Genomic DNA, 17,016 nt, shown 5'->3' with positions numbered 1-17,016 from the left:
CGGCTGGCCGCCGGATGGACGCGTTGCGACAGCGACTCCCAGTCCAACCGGATCCGGCCGTCGACCTCACGCGGCACCACCACTTCCCCGTCGAGCACGCACCGGCCGGCGAGCTCGTCACGCAACACGTCGAGCAGTTCGGGAAAATAGCGGCCGAGCTCTTTGCCGTTGCGTGACTGCAGCACCACCTCGTCGCCGTCACGGAACACCAGTGCCCGGAATCCGTCCCATTTCGGTTCGTAGGACCACACCCCAGCCTCGTCCGGCACTTTCACCTGCGCCTTGGCAAGCATCGGTTCGATGGGCGGCTGCACGGGCAAGTCCACGGGTTCCATACTCGGGTAGACCACCGCTGCGGGGCAATGTCATCGTGGGCAGATGGAGCTGCCCGTGATGCCACCGGTCTCGCCGATGCTGTCGAAACCTGTGCGTGAGATCCCGCCGGGCATGTCCTATGAGCCGAAATGGGACGGCTTCCGCACCATCTGCTTTCGTGACGGCGACGAAGTCGAATTCGGCAGCCGCAACGAACGCCCGATGACCCGGTACTTCCCCGAACTGGTGGCAGCGGCTCGCGCCGAACTACCGCAGCGATGCGTCGTCGACGGGGAGATCGTGATCGCGACCGGCACGGGCCTGGACTTCGAGGCACTGCAACTGCGCCTGCACCCGGCGGCCAGCCGCGTGACCATGCTCGCCGAGCAGACGCCGGCGGCGTTCATCGCGTTCGATCTGCTCGCCCTCGGCGACGACGATCTCACGGGGCGCGCGTTCAGCGAGCGTCGCGCCGCGCTGGTCGACGCGCTGGGCCCCGGCCCGTCGTTTCACGTCACGCCGGCCACGACCGACATCGCGACGGCACAACGCTGGTTCGACGAGTTCGAAGGGGCAGGTCTGGACGGGGTGATCGCCAAGCGGCTCGACGGCCCCTACCTGCCGGGCAAGCGGGAGATGGTCAAGGTCAAACACCACCGCGACGCGGACTGCGTGGCGATGGGTTACCGCATCCACAAGAGCGGCGAAGGTGTCGGGTCGATTCTGCTGGGCCTCTACCGGCCCGACGGTGAGCTGCAGATGGTCGGTGGCGCCGCGTCGTTCACCGCCAAGGATCGCCTCAAGTTGTTGGCCGAGCTGGAGCCGTTGCGGCTGGGCGACGAAGTGCGCGAAGGGGATCCGAGCCGGTGGAACTCCGCGGCCGACAAACGCTGGATTCCGGTGCGCCCCGAGCGGGTATGTGAGGTGGCGTATGACCAGATGGAGGGCAACACCGTGGCGGGCAGGCGCTTCCGGCATGCGGTGAGGTTCCTGCGCTGGCGTCCCGACCGGGAACCGTCGAGCTGCACGTTCGACCAGCTCGACACACCGCTCGACTATGACCTCTACGACGTACTGGAGACGCGATAGTGCCCACGCCCGCAACCGAACTCGACGTCGACGGGATCAAGGTCCGGTTCACCAACCCGGACAAGGTGTATTACCCGAAGCTGGGTAAGGACGGCACCAAAGGCAAGCTGATGGAGTATTACCTCAGTGTCGCCGACCGCATGGTCACGTTGTTGAAGGACCGGCCGACGCATCTGCAACGGTTCCCCGACGGCATCGAGGGGGAGGAGATCTACCAGAAGCGCGTGCCGCAGAAGCATCCCGAGTATCTGCAGACCTGTACGGTCACCTTCCCGTCCGGGCGCACCGCCGACGCGCTCAAGGTGACCCATCCCGCGGCGATCGCGTGGGCCGCACAGATGGGCACGATCACCTTGCACCCGTGGCAGGTTCGCTGCCCGGACACCGAGCATCCCGACGAACTGCGCATCGACCTGGACCCGCAGCCGGGCACCGGTTTCAACGAGGCCCGCACGATTGCCTGCGACGTGCTCAAGCCGCTGCTCGACGAGCTGGGTTTGGTGGGCTATCCGAAGACCTCCGGCGGCCGCGGCGTACACATCTTCCTGCGGATCGCCACCGATTGGGATTTCCTCGAGGTGCGCCGCGCCGGCATCGCCCTGGCCCGCGAGATCGAACGGCGCGCGCCCGACGCGGTGACCACATCGTGGTGGAAGGAAGAGCGGGGCAAGCGGTTGTTCATCGACTACAACCAGAACGCCCGCGACCGCACCTTCGCCTCGGCCTATTCGGCCCGCAAGACCCCGATCGCGACCGTGTCGACGCCGCTGTCCTGGGATGAACTGCGCACCGCCGACCCCGATGATTACACGATCGCCACCGTGCCGGATTTCCTTGCCGGGCGCGACGATCCGTGGGCCGGCATCGACTCGAAGAAGCAGTCGATCAAGCCGCTGCTGGATCTGGTGGCCGCCGACGAGGAACGTGGCCTCGGTGATCTGCCGTACCCGCCGAACTATCCGAAGATGCCCGGCGAGCCACCGCGCGTGCAACCGAGCAAGAAGGTCGCCGACAACTGGGATGAGCAGGGCAATCCCCGGTGAGCTGGACGTTTGAATCGCCCCGGTGATGGCAACGCTGGCGGGGTGGATGACTGGGAATGCGTCATTGTCGGGGGCGGTGCGGCCGGTTTGAGCGCGGCGTTGGTGCTCGGCCGGGCGCGGCGACGGACGCTGCTGATCGATGCCGGGGAACCGAGCAACGGAGTGGCACCGGTCATCGGTGGGCTGCTCGGCTACGACCGGCGTCCGCCCGCCGAGCTCTACGAGACGGGCCGCCGTGAGCTGTCGGCGTATCCCAGCGTGGTCTATCGAGCCGGCCACGTGCTCGGCGGTGCTCCGGCCGGCGACGGGTACGTGCTCGAGGTCGACGGCGAGCAGGTGCGTGCCCGGCGGGTACTGCTGACCCCTGGAATGCGTTACTGCCCACCGGAATTGCCCGGTCTGGAAGCACTGTGGGGCAAATCGGTGTTCCAGTGCCCGTTCTGTCACGGCTGGGAAGTGCGCGACAAACGGCTGGCCGCGCTCGCCGACGGTGAGGACGCCGTGCATGCTGCCCTGATGCTGCGCGGTTGGAGCGACGACGTGGTGCTGCTGACCGATGGGGAGCCCGATCTGACGGACGATCAGCGGCGCCGCCTGGAGGCGGCCAAGGTGGTCGTCGATGACCGCCGAGTCGTCGAACTCCACGGGCAGGACGGTCAACTACACGCGATTGGATTCGCCGACGGCAATCGCCTGGAACGAGACGCCTTACTGGTCGAGGCGCCGCTGCGGCAGCGGTCGAGACTGGCCGAACAACTGGGTGCGGCGTGCACCGACGGGCCACTGGCATCGGATGCGGTAGCGGGCGATTCGCTGCATCGCACCACCGCACGCGCGGTCTTCGTGGCGGGCGACGCGTGCACCGAGCAGCCACATCTGGCAGGCGCCATCGCGGCGGGCGCGCAGGCCGCGATGATCATCGTTCAAAGCCTGCTGGCCGACGAGTTCGACTTGCCCTATCCGCCGGATGGCGATGACTAGCCGTCTGCCTGCCGGCGCAACGTCAGGACCGTGACGTCGTCGTCGGTGTCCGCCGATTGCATGGCCTCCGAGATCCGCGACGCGCTCACGGCGGCGCCTCGACCGAGGGTCCTGGCCAGCCGGTCCAGCCCGTCGTCGATCCACTGCCCGCGCCGTTCCACCAGGCCGTCGGAGAACAACACCATCGCGGTGCCGGATTCGATGGTGAATGTGCTCGGCGCGTAGGTGATGTCACGGACGCCGATGGGCGGGGACAGCTGCAGCGGTGCCGGCACCGGCGTCGACTCCGATGTCACCAGGTACGGCATGAGGTGACCGGCACAGGCCGCGTCCACCTGGCCTGAGCTCAGGTCGACCCGCGCCGCCAGCACGGTCGCGAAGGCCTTCGACACCATGCTGATGCTGAATTCGTTGAGTTGGTTCAGTGCGTCGGCCGGGTCGGCGCCGGCAAACAGGTAGGCGCGCAGCGCATTGCGTAACTGAGCCATCGTGCCCGCGGCAGTGATGCCGTGGCCGGCGACGTCACCGATCAACACGATCAGCCGGCCGTCGCGAAGTTCGAAGGCGTCGTACCAGTCACCGCCCACACGCCCACCGGCAGCCGGCTCGTAATGTGCTGTCAATTCCCATTTCTCAAGCGTGGGGATCGACGGGGGCAGCAGGTTGCGCTGCAGTGTCTCGGCCATGCGCAGCTCTCCGCGAGTGCGGCTGTAGAGCGATTCCACCAGATGCCGGCGCAATGCTTCGGCGGCCTCGATCTCGATCGCCGTCCACGGCTGACTGCGGCGACGGACGATCTCGCGCCACCGTTCGAACGACTTGCGCGGGCTGAGCCGCACGTCGCTGCCCTCGCTGATGGCGATCGCCTTGTTGTGCGGATCGCCACCCCAGTCCACCGAGCGCAGCACCTCGCGCCGGAACCACACGGCATGCTGGCCGGCGGGCAGGTTCAGCACGAGTGCGCCGGCTGCGACCTGTGGGTCGAGTTCGACAACAGGTGACTCGTCGGACAGGCATTCGCTGCTGACGATGTCGCCACCGGCGTTGCGCGCCCAGTCGGTGAGGCCGGACACCACCGCCGGGGGCGGGACCGTCCCGAGCTCCTGCCGCTCGCCCTGGATGTCGACGACGACGCCGTCGGCGGGGACCAGGTCGAGCAGATCGGGGCCGGCGAGCAGCGCGGTTGCGACCGGGGCCCGCTCGTCCATGGTGGCGGAGGTGATCTTGGTGAGCACCGCCTGGGTCGCCAGCCTGAGGTTTAGCTGGTCCTCCTCGAACTGGTCGACGAGCCGCAACGAGAGCGTCGAGCCGAGGAACTCGGCGGCCGCCCGGGTGCCGAAGGGCGGCAGGTGCGGGCCGGCGTAATGGTGGCAGGCGATGAGCCCCCACAAGCGTCCGTGCCGCAGCAGCGAGATCGACATCGACGCGCGCACGCCCATGTTCTGCAGGTACTCGACGTGGATGGGGGAGACGCTGCGCAGGGTGGCGTGGGTGAGATCGGTGGGTGCGCCGATCTCGGGGTCGACGGTCGGTACCAGCGGCGCCGGCGTGTAATCCACGTCGGAGATCAGGCGCAGCCAGTTCTTCTCGTAGAGCGCGCGTGCTTGCGCCGGGATGTCGGTGGACGGATAGTGCAGGCCCAGAAAAGGATTGAGGTCCTCACGCTTGGATTCGGCGACGACCTCGCCGTTGTAGTCCTCGTCATAGCGGTACACCATCACCCGGTCGAAGCCGGTGAGGGTGCGCACGGCCCGGGCGGTCGCGTCGTAGAGCTCGAACAGCGTCTCGGCCCGGTTCAGCTCATCCACCGAGCTGCGGACGGCCTGATAGGTGTTCGGATACGAATACGGACGCTCGCCGTAGGCGATCTCCAGCTCGACCAGAAGCCTGCCGCCCGGCTGCCGGTGCAGGATCGCGTCGAAATCGCGCGGTTGTCCGGCGACGTCGATCACACACGCCAGGGGATTGCGCTGCGCGAGATCGCGGAACGCCGCCGCGGCGTCCTGTACCCGGGCCGCCTGGTCGACGCCCATCAGTTCCGACAGATGCCTGCCGAGGACGGCATCGACGGGCCGGGCGAGCAGGTCGCCGAGATTGGCACTGACCTGGCGGACCTCGAAGTCGGATTCGCGCACCACGGCGAGCACGCCGCGCGGCTGGATGCTGCCGGGGATGTGGATCGGCTCACGGGCGCAGTTGTCGAGGTCGATCGTCGTGCCGACCGGGACCAGGTCTTCGAGCGGTGAGTGTTCTCCATTGGTCACGCAAAGAGCTCCATCGGTTCTGTAACAAGCAGCATCCAGTCCCACGGACTGTTCGAGGTGGTCTCGCCGCTGCTTGACCGACCCAACCTCTGGGTGCCGGCATGGCTGCCGGCAGATCGCATCATCACACGATAGAGAGGGCCATTCAACGATCCAACATGAGATCCAGGAAGCGTTCGTAGCGGTCGGAGCTGGTCAACGCCTCCGCGGAGTCCATCAGGTGCAGTACACCGATGCCGGTGGCGAACGTGGCCTGGGCGCGCAGGGCGGCGTCGTCGGGGCTGAACCCGTAGTCGGCATACGCCTTCGTGACGGCCACCAGCACCCGGTGGTCCGCGGCCCGCACGTTGGCTGCCGCGATGTCGTCGGAGCGGGCCCATTCCCGCATCGCGCGTTCCAGCGTCCAGTGTTGCGGGCCCATCAGGGCCTGCATCATCCGCGACAGTCGTTCCCTGGGTGCCAGATGTTCGAGCTCGGCCAGCGATCGGCGGTCCTGCTCCAGAAACGCATTCCACGACGCGACCAGCGCCGCCCGGTACCCCTTCATGTCGGTGAAATGCCAGTAGAAGCTGCCCCGGGTGGCGCCGATCTGCTCGCACAGCCGCTCGACCTTGAGCGCCCGCATCCCGTCCGAGGCCAGCAGGGCATAACCGGCCTGTATCCAGTCGTCGGCGGTCAGGTTGCCGGGCGTCCCCCGGCGTTCGCCTACCATCCGAACAGAGTATGAGAGACGTGACTCGATGAACGTGTTGTTCGTGACGATGGACGGCGGAGGCAACGTGCCGCCGATGCTCGCGGTGGCCGCAGCAGTCGCCGATGCGGGGCACCGGGTGCACGTCATCGGGCACGAGACCCTGGAGCAGCAGGTCGAAAACGCCGGGCTTGCCTTCAAGGCCTATCCGACCGCACGGGACTGGGATTCACGCCGCGAACACAGCGCGCTGAGTTGGGTGCCGATGTTCAACGACGCGAACATCGGGGCCGACGTTCGGCAACTGTGCGAGCGGGACACCCCGGATGTCGCCGTCGTCGACTGCATGTTGCTTCCGGCGCTGGCGGCCGTGCAGGACGCCGCCATTCCGCACGCCGTGTTCAGCCATACCCAGCGCCACTACCTCAACGGCCGGTACCGGCTCGGGGCCGGTACCGCCGCGCGCCTGTACGGATACCGGATCAGCCGGCTGTGGGATGCCGCGGACCTCAACATCGTCGCGACGGTCCGGCGGCTGGATGCCGAATCGAGACGCCCCCAGCCCGCCAATGTGCGCTGGGTCGGTGCGATCGTCCCAGCGCGCCGTCCGCACCGTCCCGACGGGCCGCCGCTGGTGCTGGTCAGCATGTCCAGCAACGGGTTTCGGGGTCAACGTCGCACGTTGGCGCGGGTCGTCGACGCCTTGGCGACACTGCCGCTGCGCGCGGTGGTGACCACCGGTGGGGCCGTCGAACCCGACACCCTGCCGACCGCGCCGAACGTGGAGGTGCGTGGGTATGCCGACCATGGCGCGCTGATGCCCAGGTGTTCGTTGCTCATCGGACACGGCGGCCACGACACCACATTCCGAGCGCTGGCCCACGACATGCCGGTCCTGATCATCCCGGCCAGCGGCCTGTCCGACCAGCGCCTGGTCGGGCAGTCGATCGCAGCCGCGGGCGCCGGTGTGACCATGGGCAGGTCGGCGTCGACCGAATCCATCCGGCACGCGATCGACGCCGTGCTCAGCCACCCCGGTTATCAGTTCGCCGCGGCCGAAATCGGCAGGGAGATACGGGGTTCCCGAGCCGGTGACCGGGCTGTCCAGCTGATCACCGGACTGGTCTGATCAGCCCGCGGCCGGCGCGTGCAGCCCGAACGGAACCGCGGCCAGCAGGGTGACGGGTACCGAGGCGCCGCTGGGGACCTGGTAGGCGCGGCTTTCACCGGGGCGGGCCCCCAGGATCGCTTCCCCGAGTGGGGATTGCAGCGAGTACACCTCGATGTCACCGTATTCCGCGCCGCGGGCGCCGAGCAGGAATGTCTCGGTCTCGCCCGTCTCGTCGTAACGAACGGTCAGGACCATGCCCGGCTCGGCCAACCCGTCGTCGGGCGGGGCGTCGCCGACGACGGCGTTGAGCAGCAGATCGTGGATGTGCTGGATTCGGGCTTGGCGGGCGCGCTGAATGGCCACCTGGTTCTCGTCGGAGTCCTGGGCGGCCTCGGTGCTGATCAGCTCCCGCAGGGCCGAGAGCTCCTGTTGGAGGCGCTCGTTCGCTTCGGGCGAGATCCAAACGCGTTGGCTGACAGTCATTTCAGTTTCCTTCCGATGATGCGGAAATGCCGTCAGGGGCGGGTCGGAGGCTCCGCCCCTGACGGCTTGTCGGCCCAGTTAGGGCAACGTCGAGGTGCTCAGCGCAGCGGATCGAATTCTCGAAGCGCTTCGGGTTGTTTTCCGGTGGTGATGTATTCGGCGAGTAGACGGCCGGTGACCGGACCGTGGGCCAGCCCCCACATGCCATGGCCGCCTGCCACGTAGATGCCTTGGCTCACTTCGCCGATGAGTGGGCGTCCGTCCGGGGTGACCGGGCGCGGCCCCACCCACACGTCGGTGCGGGCATCCCAGTCCACCCCGTCGAGCAGCGGGGCGGCCGACGCCACGATCGCCTCGACCCGCGCCGGCTGCGGCGGTTCCTCCGGCGAGCGGAACTCCATGGTTCCGGCGACACGCAGCCGGCCCTGGTACGGGGTACAGGCGACGCGCGCGTCGGGGAGGTAGATGGGCCCGAGGATCGGGCGGTGCACCGGCACGGTGAACGAGTACCCGCGACCGGCCCGCACCGGGGTGTCCACCCACCGATCGGCCAGCCGGGACAGCCACGCGCCGGTGGCGATCACCGCGGCGTCGGCGCTCAGCGCTCGGTCCGGCAGCGTCACGATCACCCCGAGTCCCAGGGGTTGCACATCGATCACCTCACCGGTGACCAGGTTCCCGCCTCGGGCGACGACGGCGTCGGCCAACGCGTGCACGAACCGCCCGGGGTCCACGAAGCGCTGTCCCTCGACGCTGATGCCCGCGGTGATCGCCGGCGAGGCCAGCGGGACATGCTCGCGCAGCGATTCACCGGACAGGCCGGTCACCGTGACGGTCTTGCCCACGGCGGCCATCCGGCGGAGTTCGTCCATCAGATGCTGGGCCTGACGCCGGGTTTCGAACAGCGCGGTGATCGCGCCGTCGGTCGTGGGAACGTCCACCCCGTTGCCGGTCAGCACGTCGTAGGCCTCGATGCACTCGGCATTGAGCGGGACGTTGGCCTTGGCGGCCCTGGTCCATGACGAGAGCCGGCAGTTCATGGCGAATTTGGCCAGGAACGACCACAGCCCGAGGTCGGCACGCAGCGGAATGTGCAGCGGCGCCGTCGGACTGGCCAGTGAGCGCAGGCCGTAGCGGAGCACGGCCGGATCGTTGAGTGGGATGGTGAGCGTCGGTGACACCCAGCCGGCGTTACCCCACGATGCACCGGCGGCCGGGCCCGTGCGGTCCACCACGGTGACCTTGACCCCGCGCTCCTGCAGGAACCACGCCGTGGACAGGCCGACGATGCCCGCACCGACGACGACCGCTGACCGCGGCCCGCCGTCCATGCGCTCGACCCAATTCATGGCTCCATGGTGAGGGCTGGCACACAGCCGCTGTTTGAACTGTCTCGACAACTGGTGAGGGTTCGATTGTCGATTTACGACAATTCTTCGGTGGCGGCGAGTTCGATCATCATCGCCAGCCGCTTGCGCGCATCCGCCAGATTGAGCTGGGTCAGCTCGGTCATCTTCCGCAGCCGGTAGCGCACGGTGTTCTCGTGGACGCCGAGGGCTCGGCCCGCCTCCGCAAGATCACCCTGGGCCTCCAGCCACGCCCGCAGCGTCGCAGCGTACTGCGTGCCGTGGGCCAGGTCGTGGGCGCGCAACTCGGCGACCGGCCCGCGCTGCGGGGCCCGTCCGGCCCGGGCGGCGATCCGTAACCGTTGCAGCAGGATGTCATCCCAGGCCTCGTCGTACACCGGGGCCGGGCCGGCGCGACGCACCTCGTGCAGGGCCAGACATTCGTCCGCCTCGCCACGGGCCAGCGTCAGCTCCGCCACGGTGGCCGGTCCGCTGATCCCGGCCGCCACGGTCACCGGCTCGGGCAGTGCGGCACGCAGCCCCGACACCCAGGTGGCTGCGCCCTCGGCGTCGGCGCCGGGCAACACGGTGTAGACGGTGTTGCCGGCCAGCGCACTGCGCCCCGGTCGCGACCAACCGAAACCGGCGGTGGCCCGCTCGAAAGCCAGCAACAGGGCGGCATGCCGCTCGTCGGCGGTGTGGGCCCGCAGCGCGATCACCCGCAGCGGAGTCTGCGGCAAGGCCAGCCGGCTGGCCGCCGTGGTGGCGTCGGCGGCCCCCTCGAGCAGCCGGATCACCAACTCCGATTCCACCTGACGTTCCAGGTCGGCGCTGGCGCGGGAGCGCAGCAGGTGCAGCGCGACCATGCGGGCGCCGTCGGCCAGCGCAGTGCGACGCGCATCCGGCAACGGCTCGGCACAGGTCACCCAGATCGAACCGAGCAGTTCGCGACCGGCCCGGGCGGCCACCACCATCCGGCCGGTCAGGCCGTGCTCGTCGTCGCCCGCGACGAACATCGGCTCGTCGGATTCGGTGAGATGACGGAATACCCCGCGCGCTTCGAACAGCGCGCGCAGCCGTTTCGAGGCCTGCCGGCTCAGGATCGTCTCGGCACGGGCCGGGTCGGCGTGTTGCTGCAGCCGCGAATAGGCCAGCACCGCACTGCGCCGGTCTTCGATGGTGACCGCACCGCCCACGGCATCGGCGAGGCTGTCGGCCAGGGCGAACAGGTCGGTCGGCCCGCGCCCGGATTCGGTTTCGCGGCCCTCGAGCACCACGCCGTAGACCACGGCCGCCAGCTCACTCCAGGAGACCTCGGGTTCCACCGTCATCACCGCGATGCGGCTGCCGCTGACCACCTCGTCGTCGGCCGTGTCGGCGCCCCGGACCAGCACCACCACGGCGCGCGCGGCCTCCGCCCAGCTGACTGCCTCGGCGACAGATCCCGCGCCGACGGCCAACAACACGTCGCCGACGACCGGGCCGGGCTCGTGCATCACGACATTGCGCAGCTCGGTGGACCGCGGGGCCGGGCGGGATCCCGGTGCCGGGGAGCGCAGCCGTACTCCGTACCCGCCCAGGACGTTGATCAGGCGGTCCAGCGTGACCACGGACTACGGCCCGGCCGCCAGGGTGGCCTTGCCGGTGCGTTGCTGACCGGCGGCATCCAGCCAGGTCAGCGCGATCACGTCACCGGGATAGTGCTGATCGAGAACCAATGTCAAAGTCCGCGCGGAATCCAGCCGGACATCGTCGATGTTGACCAGCAGGTCGCCGGGGATCAGGCCGGCGGCCTCGGCGGGACCACCGCGGATCACGTCCTGGATGATCACGCCGCCGTTCTGCCGCTGCGCGGTGCGCACACCGACGCCGAGCATGGTGGGCGGTCCGATGTGCACCGAGTTCGACGGGGTGCGGGAGCGGATCTGACCGGCGACGGACATCGCGTCATTGATCGGGATGGCGAATCCCTTGCCGCCCGGCCCCATCCGGAAGTTCACCGACGCGGCCGTCGTCATACCGACGACCTGTCCCGCGTCGTTGACGACGGGACCGCCCGAGTCACCGGCACGTACCGGCGCGGCGAACTCGAACAGGCCGTTGATCTCGTCGGTGGAACCGGTCAGCTCGTCCTCGGCGTTGACCGTCCGCCCGAAGGCGCTGACCGTGCCCACCTCGCGGGTCAACGGTGCGTTCGTGCCTCCGGCGTTGCCGAGCGCGACGACGCGCGCCCCCGGCGCCAACGCGGCCGAATCCCCGACCGGTGCCGGCAGCAGGCCGCCCGCACCGTGCAACTGCAATACCGCGATGTCGTGCTGCCGGTCATAGCCGACCAGGTCAGCCGGGAACTGACGGCCGGCCACCGTCGCGAGAATCGAGTTGGCGCCCTGGACCACGTGATAGTTGGTCAGCACCTCACCCGTCGGCGACAGCACGATTCCGGTGCCGATCCCATAGGCCTGCTGGTAGTCGACCACGGTGTCGATGCGTGCGACCGACGGCTCGACCAGGGTGGCAGCGGTTTCGGCGTCGGCCGGTGCCGCGACGGCAGGGGCCAGCGGGGCGACAACGGTGGCGGCCGCAGTCAGTGCCGCGACGAGAATCGCTCGGACGGGATGTGAGCCCAGTTTGCTCATGTATCCCATCTTGGCCGGGCGAGCGCGTGATGTCGACGCGATTGGTCTGCGTCAGTCCTCGGCGGTGACTTCGCCGCGCGATCGCCAGCCCCGCCGCTTGGTGCCGCTCTTGCTCGACGGCCGCTTGTTGTGCAGGGACTTGTCGGCCTCGGGTTCGGTCTCGGTCTCGGAGTCGGCTTTGGATTCGTCGGCCTCGTCGGACTCGTCGGCAGCCGTCTCGTCGGCAGCTTCTTCCTGCGAAGGCTCCTTCGTCAGGCTCACCTTCGTCGATGCTTCGGACTCCTCGACCTCTTCGGTCTCTTGCGCCTCGTCAACCGTTTCGGCCTCTTCGGCAGCCTCGGCCTCGGCGTCCGCCTGCTTGCGGGTGCGGCGGTTCACCTTGTCCTTGGTCTTGAGTGGCTTCGGCGGCGGGGGCGGCAATTCTGCGACGAAGGCCAGATAGAAGCCGAAGATGCCGAGCAGCGCGATCGCCGCAGCAGCGCCGTAGATCCCGAAGAGCCACGGCCCGAAGCGGTCCAGCGACATCCAGATCTCCGCGACCGCGGTGCCGACGATCAGCACAGCCGCCAGCACATGCAACGAGATCGAGGTGGCCCGCAGGCGAAGCGCCAACTGCGGGGTGGCCAACTCGGGACGCTTGGTCCGCGTCCATGTGAACACCACCGGCAGCGCGGCCAGACCGATCAGCACGCCGGTGACGATGCGCAGGACCAAACCCAGCGTCTGCGGGGTGTCGCCCATCAGTTCGTACCAGCGGGGAACGACGAAGAAGAAGTACAGGCCGGCGGCCACGATCGAAATCGATGCGTGCACGATCACCGCGACGGTGCGGCCCATACTCCTCCTCGGGTACTTAATTGGGCCGGGGTGCGAACCGCTGAATTTCGGTTGAATCAGCAGGTCGCACCCCGGACCCGAGCGCGGAGGATAGGGGATTTGAACCCCTGAGGGCTGTTAACCCAACCCGCGTTCCAGGCGAGCGCCATAGGCCACTAGGCGAATCCTCCGTCGGCAATCGTAGCCGACGCCCGAACCACTCCCATAAACGGCGGGGAAGGGCCGGGTATTACACTCGCCTGTGGACCCCGCGCGGCGTCCATCCTGTGAACTCCCCCAGGGCCGGAAGGCAGCAAGGGTCAACGGGCTCTGGCGGGTGCGCGGGGTCCCCTTACGTTCTCCAACCGGTGAAAGGCGCGCGGTGTCCTTCCAGTCCCTCGGCCGCGAGGAACTGCTCGCGCAACACGAACTCCAGCAGCGCAACTATGCCGAGCTGCAGGCCAAGAAGCTGAGCCTGGACCTGACTCGAGGTAAGCCGGCTCCCGCACAGTTGGATCTGTCCAATGCGCTGCTGAGCCTGCCCGGCGAGAACTTCCGCGACCGGGCGGGCACCGATACCCGCAACTACGGGGGCCTGCACGGCCTGCCCGAGCTGCGAGAGATCTTCGGTGAGTTGCTCGGTATCCCGGTGCAGAACCTGATCGCCGGGAACAACGCCAGCTTGGAGATGATGCACGACGTCATCGTGTTCTCACTGCTGCACGGTGGTGTGGATTCGGTGCGGCCTTGGATAGAGGAAGCTGCAGGATCCGGAATCAAGTTCCTGTGCCCGTCGCCCGGATACGACCGTCACTTCGCGATCACCGAGTCCTTCGGAATCGAGATGATCACGGTGCCGATGCGCGAGGACGGGCCCGATGTCGACCTGATCGAGGAACTCGTCGCGGCCGATCCGGCGATCAAGGGCATGTGGTGTGTTCCGGTCTTCGGCAACCCGACCGGGGTCACCTATTCCTGGGAGGTCGTCCGGCGATTGGTCCAAATGCGCACGGCGGCAAACGATTTCCGGTTGATGTGGGACAACGCCTACGCCGTGCACACCCTGACCGACGAGTTCATCCGCCAGGTCGACGTGCTGGGCCTGGCCGAGGCGGCCGGTAACCCGAACCGTCCGCTGGTGTTCGCCTCCACCTCCAAGATCACCTTCGCCGGAGCCGGGGTGAGCTTCTTGGGCGGCTCGCTGGGCAACATCGCCTGGTACCTGCAGCACGCGGGCAAGAAGTCGATCGGGCCGGACAAGGTCAACCAGCTGCGGCACTCACGATTCTTCGGCGACGCCGACGGCGTGCGGCTGCAGATGCAGCGTCACCGCGAGTTGATCGCGCCCAAGTTCGCGCTCGTCGCCGAGATTCTCGAGGACCGGTTGGGGGAGTCGAAGATCGCCTCCTGGACGGATCCCAAGGGTGGTTACTTCGTCAGCCTCGACGTGTGGCCCGGCACCGCCAAGCGCACCGTGGCGTTGGCCAAGGACGCCGGCATCGCGGTGACCGAGGCGGGGTCGGCGTTCCCGTATCGCAAGGACCCTGAGGACAAGAACATTCGCATCGCGCCGACGTTCCCGTCGCTGGCCGATGTCCGTGAGGCGATCGACGGCGTGGCCACCTGTGCGCTGCTGGCTGCTACCGAGTTTCTCTTGCGTTGACTTGGAACTGACGCTGTATTTGTGCGGGTAGCCGTGTGCGTGGTGTCAAAGTCAGTTTCAAAGTCAACAGCCGAGCTCTAATGGGGGACCGGCCAGCGGCGGCCGCCGCGGCGTGATCCCGAGCTCTGGCCGCCAAAGTCGATCCCATTCGCGCTCCACGCGGGCAATGATGGCGGCGCGTCGGTGTCCCGCGGCCACTCTCACGTGGGTCCAGCCGACCCGCGTGATGTAGTCGGCCCGGACGATGTCATAGCCGAGTTGACCGGCATGTTGTACACCCTCATATTCGACCGCCAGCATCAGTTCCTCCCAGCCCATGTCGAGGAAGTACCTCGGGTAGCCGTCGGGCCCGAGCACCGGAATCTGCGTCTGCGGCCGCGGAAAACCTGCGTCGATGAGCATCAGCCGCAGCCAGGTTTCTTTCGGGGACTGGCCGCCGGGGTCGAATAGATCCAGTGCCCGTTCGAGCTGCCGCAACCCCCGGGTGTGACGGTGGTGTGCGGCGAGTGTCAGCACGGCGTCCGCCTTGAGTCCGGTGGCTCGGGCAAGTGCATCGAGCCGCGCGACGGCCGCACCGATCAACCCGCGACGCCCAAGGTCGAAAGCCGTGCGCGCGACGCTCGTGACCGGCAGGCCGTCGATGCGCGTGACCTCCCCGTCGATGATCAGGTCCTGGCGCGTGATCACCGGTGCGGGAGGCTTGGTCTTGGTGCTGATCAACTCGATCGGAACGTCGTCGGCCACCCACTTCGCACCATGGAGCGCCGATGCGGCAGCGCCCGCGATCACCGCGTCACGACCCGACCACAACCACGCCGCCGTACTGCGTTGCCGCAGCGACACCGCAGTTCGCTTGTCCACGTAGATGTTCGGCAGGATCGTGCGGTGATAGCGGCTGAGCTGGTAGCGGTTGACGTCGCCGGCCAGCAGGGCTTCGCTACCGATGAAGGCTCGCTCATTCGGCGAGAGTCGCCGGTGGCGGGGACGAAGATGGGTGGTATGCCCGTGGTGGCGTTGCCCCCTGTGGATGAACCGTGTGCTGTGCACAACTCCGAGGTTGACTTTGCCGTTGACTTGGAACCGACGCTGTATTTGTGCGGGTAGCGGTGTGCGTGGTGTCAAAGTCAGTTTCAAAGTCAACGGGCACCGGCGCGACGTCAGACGCAGTCGGTAGCCTTCTTCCGTGGCTCTCTACCGCAAATACCGGCCGGCAACCTTCGCGGAAGTCGTTGGCCAGGAACATGTCACCGAGCCGCTATCCACTGCGCTGACCGCGGGCCGGATCAACCACGCCTATCTGTTCTCGGGGCCGCGCGGCTGCGGTAAGACATCCTCGGCGCGCATCCTGGCCCGCTCGCTCAACTGCGAGCAGGGCCCCACGCCCACCCCGTGCGGGGAGTGCGCTTCGTGCGTCGCGCTGGCTCCCAACGGCCCGGGCAACCTCGACGTCACCGAACTCGACGCGGCCAGCCACGGCGGTGTCGACGACACCCGTGAACTGCGCGACCGGGCGTTCTTCACCCCGGCGCAATCGCGGTACCGCATCTTCATCATCGACGAAGCGCACATGGTCACCACCGCCGGTTTCAACGCGCTGCTCAAGATCGTCGAGGAGCCGCCCGAGCACCTGATCTTCGTGTTCGCCACCACCGAACCGGAGAAGGTGCTGCCGACGATCCGGTCGCGCACGCACCACTACCCGTTCCGGCTGCTGGCCCCGCGCACCATGCGTCCGCTGCTGGAGAAGATCTGCGGTGACGAGCGGGTGACCGTGGACGACGCGGTGTACCCGCTGGTCATCCGCGCCGGCGGCGGCTCGCCCCGCGACACGCTCTCGGTGCTCGATCAGTTGCTGGCCGGCTCGGAGCAGGGCGACGGCGGCAACCACATCACCTATCAGCGGGCGCTGGCCCTGCTCGGCGCCACCGACATGGCGCTCGTCGACGACGCCGTGGAAGCCCTGGCGGCGGGGGACGCCGCAGCCCTGTTCGGTGCGGTGGAGTCGGTGATCGACGCCGGCCACGATCCGCGACGCTTCGCCACCGACCTGCTGGAGCGCTTCCGCGATCTGATCGTGCTGCAGGCCGTGCCCGATGCGGTGGCCCGCGGCGTGGTCGACGCCCCGGACGACGTGCTGGAGCGGATGCGTGAGCAGGCCGCCAAGCTGGGGGCGGCGACGCTGACCCGGTATGCCGAGGTGGTGCACGCCGGCCTGGGCGAGATGCGTGGGGCCACCGCGCCGCGGCTGCTGCTCGAAGTGGTGTGTGCGCGGTTGCTGCTGCCCTCGGCACACGACACCGAGTCCGCGCTACTGCAGCGCATCGAACGCATCGAGACCCGGTTGGACATGTCGATCCCGGCCGGTGAGGCCGCAGCATCGGCCGCTGCCCGCCCTGCCGCCGAGCCGGCCAAGACCTTCGTTCGTCGCAGCCAAGTCGCCGAGGCGCCCGCGTCGGAAGCCCCTGCGCCTGCTGCGCCTGCTGCGCCGCCGCCGACGGACCCGGCACCACGTATCTGGCCACCGCCCCGGGCGACCTGGGGCTGGCCCGCGCCTACGTGTCCGGCGACCTGGAACCGC

The 17,016-nt window shown here is 68.2% G+C and carries 14 protein-coding genes, 1 tRNA gene, 1 other RNA gene and 1 pseudogene; 7 read left to right on the top strand and 10 right to left on the bottom strand.

Annotation, left to right across the window (positions count from 1 at the left end; genetic code table 11):
- Positions 1 to 335: pseudogene (locus tag A5740_RS08060) on the bottom strand (ATP-dependent DNA ligase); the annotation flags it as partial.
- A gap of 43 nt (positions 336 to 378) precedes the next feature.
- Here A5740_RS08060 and A5740_RS08055 point away from each other — a divergent pair.
- From A5740_RS08055 to A5740_RS08045, 3 genes are read left to right on the top strand one after another with little or no spacing between them, the layout of a single operon-like run.
- Positions 379 to 1,404, top strand: coding sequence for an ATP-dependent DNA ligase (locus tag A5740_RS08055; protein WP_076192981.1), 1,026 nt, complete (start codon positions 379 to 381; stop codon positions 1,402 to 1,404).
- On the top strand, positions 1,404 to 2,447 hold the full coding sequence (gene ligD / locus A5740_RS08050) for a non-homologous end-joining DNA ligase (RefSeq protein WP_076192980.1): 1,044 nt from the start codon (positions 1,404 to 1,406) through the stop codon (positions 2,445 to 2,447). Before A5740_RS08055 ends, ligD begins: the two co-directional genes overlap by 1 nt.
- Before the next feature lie 42 nt (positions 2,448 to 2,489).
- Entirely contained in the window at positions 2,490 to 3,428 is a 939-nt protein-coding gene (locus A5740_RS08045; protein WP_076192977.1) for an NAD(P)/FAD-dependent oxidoreductase, read from the top strand.
- Here A5740_RS08045 and A5740_RS08040 read toward each other — a convergent pair.
- The gene (locus A5740_RS08040; RefSeq protein ID WP_076192975.1) at positions 3,425 to 5,692 is read right to left on the bottom strand and encodes a SpoIIE family protein phosphatase; all 2,268 of its coding nucleotides are present in this window, start codon (positions 5,690 to 5,692) and stop codon (positions 3,425 to 3,427) included. The genes A5740_RS08045 and A5740_RS08040 overlap by 4 nt on opposite strands.
- A 145-nt stretch (positions 5,693 to 5,837) precedes the next feature.
- The gene (locus A5740_RS08035; RefSeq protein WP_076192972.1) at positions 5,838 to 6,404 is read right to left on the bottom strand and encodes a TetR/AcrR family transcriptional regulator; all 567 of its coding nucleotides are present in this window, start codon (positions 6,402 to 6,404) and stop codon (positions 5,838 to 5,840) included.
- A 28-nt stretch (positions 6,405 to 6,432) separates the two neighbouring features.
- On the opposite strand from A5740_RS08035, the gene A5740_RS08030 reads away from it, so the two are divergent.
- A complete protein-coding gene (locus A5740_RS08030) occupies positions 6,433 to 7,512 on the top strand; it encodes a glycosyltransferase (RefSeq protein WP_076192969.1) in 1,080 nt (359 codons plus the stop codon).
- Here the strand turns inward: A5740_RS08030 and A5740_RS08025 are convergent, their stop codons facing one another.
- The 6 genes from A5740_RS08025 to A5740_RS08000 form a co-directional block, all read right to left on the bottom strand.
- On the bottom strand, positions 7,513 to 7,977 hold the full coding sequence (locus tag A5740_RS08025; RefSeq protein ID WP_076192967.1) for a GreA/GreB family elongation factor: 465 nt from the start codon (positions 7,975 to 7,977) through the stop codon (positions 7,513 to 7,515). It lies immediately after the preceding gene.
- Between the two features lie 98 nt (positions 7,978 to 8,075).
- Positions 8,076 to 9,326 carry an FAD-binding oxidoreductase gene (locus tag A5740_RS08020; protein ID WP_076192964.1) on the bottom strand — a complete coding sequence of 417 codons (1,251 nt, stop codon included), beginning with the start codon at positions 9,324 to 9,326 and terminating at the stop codon, positions 8,076 to 8,078.
- Between the two features lie 74 nt (positions 9,327 to 9,400).
- A complete protein-coding gene (locus A5740_RS08015) occupies positions 9,401 to 10,933 on the bottom strand; it encodes a CdaR family transcriptional regulator (RefSeq protein WP_076192962.1) in 1,533 nt (510 codons plus the stop codon).
- A gap of 3 nt (positions 10,934 to 10,936) precedes the next feature.
- On the bottom strand, positions 10,937 to 11,959 hold the full coding sequence (locus tag A5740_RS08010) for a S1C family serine protease (protein ID WP_076192983.1): 1,023 nt from the start codon (positions 11,957 to 11,959) through the stop codon (positions 10,937 to 10,939).
- Positions 11,960 to 12,010: 51 nt separating this feature from the next.
- The gene (locus A5740_RS08005; protein ID WP_076192960.1) at positions 12,011 to 12,796 is read right to left on the bottom strand and encodes a hypothetical protein; all 786 of its coding nucleotides are present in this window, start codon (positions 12,794 to 12,796) and stop codon (positions 12,011 to 12,013) included.
- A gap of 84 nt (positions 12,797 to 12,880) precedes the next feature.
- Positions 12,881 to 12,966 (bottom strand) — tRNA-Ser (locus A5740_RS08000).
- A gap of 70 nt (positions 12,967 to 13,036) precedes the next feature.
- Here A5740_RS08000 and ffs point away from each other — a divergent pair.
- Both ffs and A5740_RS07990 read left to right on the top strand, forming a co-directional pair.
- Positions 13,037 to 13,131: signal recognition particle sRNA small type (gene ffs, locus A5740_RS07995), an RNA gene on the top strand.
- Positions 13,132 to 13,157: 26 nt separating this feature from the next.
- Entirely contained in the window at positions 13,158 to 14,438 is a 1,281-nt protein-coding gene (locus A5740_RS07990; protein WP_076192958.1) for an aminotransferase class I/II-fold pyridoxal phosphate-dependent enzyme, read from the top strand.
- A gap of 63 nt (positions 14,439 to 14,501) precedes the next feature.
- On the opposite strand, the gene A5740_RS07985 is transcribed toward A5740_RS07990, so the two are convergent.
- Entirely contained in the window at positions 14,502 to 15,383 is an 882-nt protein-coding gene (locus A5740_RS07985; protein ID WP_254849114.1) for a DUF559 domain-containing protein, read from the bottom strand.
- Between the two features lie 238 nt (positions 15,384 to 15,621).
- On the opposite strand from A5740_RS07985, the gene A5740_RS07980 reads away from it, so the two are divergent.
- The coding region (locus tag A5740_RS07980) for a DNA polymerase III subunits gamma/tau (protein ID WP_076192954.1) at positions 15,622 to 17,016 on the top strand (1,395 nt) is incomplete at its 3' end.

The sequence above is a fragment of the Mycobacterium sp. GA-1841 genome, from assembly GCF_001954135.1.
GTDB lineage: Bacteria > Actinomycetota > Actinomycetes > Mycobacteriales > Mycobacteriaceae > Mycobacterium.
This window is presented reverse-complemented; position numbering and strand designations above follow the sequence as displayed.